At 58.9% G+C, this 4,062-nt stretch carries 3 protein-coding genes and 1 pseudogene; all 4 read left to right on the top strand.

What is annotated here, in order from left to right; genetic code table 11:
- Positions 1-992, top strand: a pseudogene (gene mraY / locus ABYV26_RS22300) (phospho-N-acetylmuramoyl-pentapeptide-transferase); the annotation flags it as partial.
- A gap of 199 nt (positions 993-1,191) precedes the next feature.
- A complete protein-coding gene (murD, locus tag ABYV26_RS22295; protein ID WP_372683560.1) occupies positions 1,192-2,553 on the top strand; it encodes a UDP-N-acetylmuramoyl-L-alanine--D-glutamate ligase in 1,362 nt (453 codons plus the stop codon).
- Positions 2,550-3,674, top strand: a complete 1,125-nt coding sequence (gene ftsW / locus ABYV26_RS22290; RefSeq protein ID WP_372683559.1) for a putative lipid II flippase FtsW — start codon at positions 2,550-2,552, stop codon at positions 3,672-3,674. The genes murD and ftsW overlap by 4 nt, the downstream gene beginning before the upstream one ends.
- On the top strand, positions 3,661-4,062 hold a 402-nt coding region (locus tag ABYV26_RS22285; protein WP_372683558.1), incomplete at its 3' end, for a glycosyltransferase. The genes ftsW and ABYV26_RS22285, both read left to right, overlap by 14 nt.

Below are 4,062 nucleotides of genomic sequence, written 5' to 3'. Positions count from 1 at the left end.
GCCTGACGGCCTTTTTAATCTGTTTTCTGCTTGGGCCCTGGGTGATTCGGCGTCTTGCCATGATGTAGGTGGGGCAATACATCCGGGAGGACGGACCCAAGGACCACTACAAAAAGGCCGGCACCCCCACCATGGGCGGCGTGCTGATCATTTTCGCGGTCGTCGGCTCCACCTTGTTGTGGACCGATCTGACCAACCGCTATGTGTGGATCGCCCTGCTGGCCACCCTGGGGTTCGGGGCGATTGGTTTTGCGGACGACTACCTGATGCAGGTGAAAAAGCGCAATCTGGGCCTTACGGCCCGCCAGAAACTGCTTCTGCAGGTGCTTCTGGCACTGCTGGTGGGACTGTTGGCCTACATGGTGCCCGAGTTTTCGACCAAGCTCAGCGTGCCGTTCTTCAAACGGCTGACCCCGGATCCGGGATGGGGATACATCTTTTTCGCCGCCCTGGTCATCGTAGGGGCGTCCAACGCCGTCAACCTGACCGATGGTCTTGACGGTCTGGCCATTGGGCCGGTGATCATCGCCGCCGTCACCTACATGATTTTTGCCTATGTCGCCGGTCATGCGCGCATCGCCGACTACCTGCAGATTGCCCCGGTGGCAGGATGCGGGGAGATCACGGTTTACTGTGGCGCCCTGGCCGGCGCCGGATTGGGGTTCTTGTGGTTCAACGCCTATCCGGCCCAGGTGTTCATGGGGGATGTGGGCTCGCTCTCCATGGGGGCGTCGTTGGGCACCGTCGCCGTGATTACCAAGCAGGAGATTCTGCTGGTGCTGGTGGGCGGCCTGTTTGTCATCGAGGCCCTCTCCGTGATTTTCCAGGTGGGTTTTTTCAAGATGACCAAGGGCCGCCGCATTTTTCGCATGGCGCCCATCCATCATCATTTCGAATTGAAAGGGTGGCCGGAACCGAAGGTGATCGTGCGATTCTGGATCATCGCCATTGCCCTGGCATTGATATCCATGAGTACCCTGAAACTTAGATGATAAATAACAAAAACCAAAAATCAAATAACAAATAAATCACAATGACCAAAGTTCAAAATTCCAAACCGAATGATCTTGAAGGATGCCATTCCAATTTGAGATTTGGTTATTGTAATTTGGAATTTATCTGGAATTGGGTGCTTGTTATTTAACTAAATTCCGATGCCTTGGCCGGGTTTAAAGAAAAATTTGGGTGAGAATGGATCTTCGGAACGCATCTGTTGTTGTAGTGGGCCTGGGGCGGTCCGGGGTGGCAACCGCCCGGTTCCTCGTCAACCAGGGTGCCCGGGTGACGGTGACGGATCGTGCGCCGGCCGACACCCTGAAAGCGCCGGCCGAGGCCCTGGCGGGACTGAACGTCCGGCTCAAGCTGGGCGGGCATGATGCGTTCGATTTTGAAACCGCCGACTTGGTGGTGCTCAGTCCCGGCGTGCCTCACACCCTGCCGATGCTCGAACCGGCCTGGGCCAAAGGAACGCCGGTGATCGGAGAGATGGAGCTGGCTGCCGGGTATATCACCGAACCGATTCTGGCGGTCACCGGCACCAATGGAAAAACCACGACAACCGAACTGGTGGGGAACATGCTCAGAAAAAGCGGAAAGAACGTGTTTGTGGGAGGAAACATCGGCACACCGCTGATTGCCTATGCGGACGGTGCCCATGCCCCGGCCGATGTGGTAGTGGCCGAAGTGAGTAGTTTTCAGCTGGACACCATTGTCGATTTCAGGCCGCAAACCGCCGTGATGCTCAACATCACCGACGACCATCTGGACCGATATCCGACCTTTTACGCCTACGCGGATTCAAAGTGGCGGATATTCGAAAATCAACTGCCAAGCGATGTGGCGGTGCTCAACGCCATGGATGCCACGGTGGCCGCCATGATCGACCGCCGCCCGCCCCATGCCCGCAGGAGGCTCTATTCGGAGAAGGCCGTCGTCAACGGTGCCCAGATATTAAAGGACAAGATCCTTCTGGTCGATGCGGGCCGGCAGACGGGCAGTTTCAGGCTGGACAAGGCCGGTCTCATTGGTCCCCACAACCGGGAAAATACGGCTGCCGCCTGTCTGGCCGCCCGTGAACAGGGTGCCTCTGATGCAGGCATCCAGCAGGCCATCGACGAATTTCAGGGGCTTTCCCACCGCCTGGAAACGGTGGGACGAGTGCGCGGTGTGCGCTTTGTCAACGACTCCAAGGCCACGAACGTGGATGCGGTGAACCGGGCGCTGGCGTGCTTCGACGATCCGGTGATTCTGATCATGGGCGGGCAGAACAAGAAGGGTGACTTCAGCGCGCTCAAATCCCAGGTGCGCCGCCGGGTTAAAACCCTGGTGGTCATGGGGGAAGCCAAAGACGAGATCGTCACCGCCCTGGCCGGCGACCCGGAACGGGGAATCCTCGAGGCCGGGTCCATGCAGGAGGCGGTTGAAAAGGCATACGATGCGGCGGTGGACGGGGAAATCGTTTTGCTCTCCCCGGCTTGCGCCAGTTTCGATATGTTCGATAACTATGCCCAGCGGGGTGACCGGTTCCGGGAAATCGTAGAAAGGCTAGGATGACCGCAGCTGCCAAACGAAACGGGACTCAACCGCTGGTCTACGACCTGGGACTGCTGTTTCCCGTGTTGCTGCTCGTGGGCATGGGTATCGTTATGGTCTACAGCGCCAGCAGCGCCCTGGCCGTCAAGAAGTTTGGCAGCGGTTATTTCTTTTTGAAAAAACAGGCCATGTTCTCACTGATCGGCATTGTGGTGCTGGTGACGTTCAGTTACGTCCCGTTCCGGCTCTACCGTGTGCTCGTTTATCCCGTTCTGGCGGCGGCCATCGCGATGCTGGTGGCGGTGGTCTTTTCCGGGTGGGGCGTGACGGCAGGCGGATCGGCCCGTTGGCTCCAACTCGGGCCCGTCCAGTTTCAGCCGTCAGAACTGGCGCGATTGGCCCTGGTCATCTACATGGCCTACTCCATGAGCAAAAAGGGAGAGCAGGTGCGCGATTTTTACGTGGGTTTCCTGCCCCATTTTCTGGTTCTGGGTCTCTTTACCGGGCTGCTGCTGGTTCAACCCGATTTTGGGTCTATCCTAATTTTCGCCGCCTTGACCTGGATCATGCTGTTCGTCGGCGGGTGCCGCATCACCCACCTGCTGTCGGTCGTTCTGGTGCTGGCGCCCATGGCCTGGCTGTTTATGACCCATGCCGAATACCGGGTCAAGCGGCTGATGAGCTTTATGGATCCGTGGCAGTACCCGGCGGACGAGGGATACCAGATCGTCCATTCGCTGATGGCATTCGGCACCGGAGGAATCACCGGTGCGGGCATCGGCAAGGGATATCAGAAGCTGTTTTACCTTCCCGAGCCCCACACGGATTTCATCTTCTCCGTGGTAGGGGAAGAACTAGGGCTCATCGGGGTCATGATCGTAATTCTGCTTTACGGCATCATGCTCATGCGGGGCGTCCGCATCGCTCGCCACGCCCAGGATCGCTTTGGCTCCCTGCTGGCCATGGGCATCACGGTGACCTTGGGCCTTCAGGTCTGCATCAACATGGGGGTGGCGCTGGGCATGCTGCCTACCAAAGGGCTGACACTGCCCTTTCTCAGCTATGGCGGGACGAGCCTGCTGATCAACATGGCGGCAGTGGGGATCATGATGAATATCGGAGCGCGGGATGCACGCTGTTGAATCCGAAAACACCTGGCGACCACTCAAGGTGGTTGTTGCCGGTGGCGGCACCGGCGGGCACTTGTTTCCCGGAATTGCCGTTGCAGGGGAGTTTGTCGTGAGAAATCCACAAAGCCGGATCCTCTTCGTGGGGGCCGGTCGGCCATTCGAGAAAGAGGCCCTTGCCCGGGCCGGTTATCCCCATCGAACCATTGCCATCGAGGGGATCAAGGGAAGAGGGCTGTGGGCAAAGGCGCGGGCGGCCATGAAAATTCCCGGCGCCCTGTTTCATTCCGCCGGTATTCTGGCCGAGGCGCAGGCGGACCTGGTGGTCGGCGTCGGCGGATACGCCACCGGGCCGGTGGCCCTGGCCGCCTGGATAAAAGGCATCCCGGTGGTCCTGTGTGAG

This window comes from Desulfosarcina sp., assembly GCF_041551955.1.
Classification (GTDB): domain Bacteria; phylum Desulfobacterota; class Desulfobacteria; order Desulfobacterales; family Desulfosarcinaceae; genus Desulfosarcina.
Note: the sequence above shows the minus strand (reverse complement) of the source record. Positions and strands in the feature narration are given on the sequence as shown.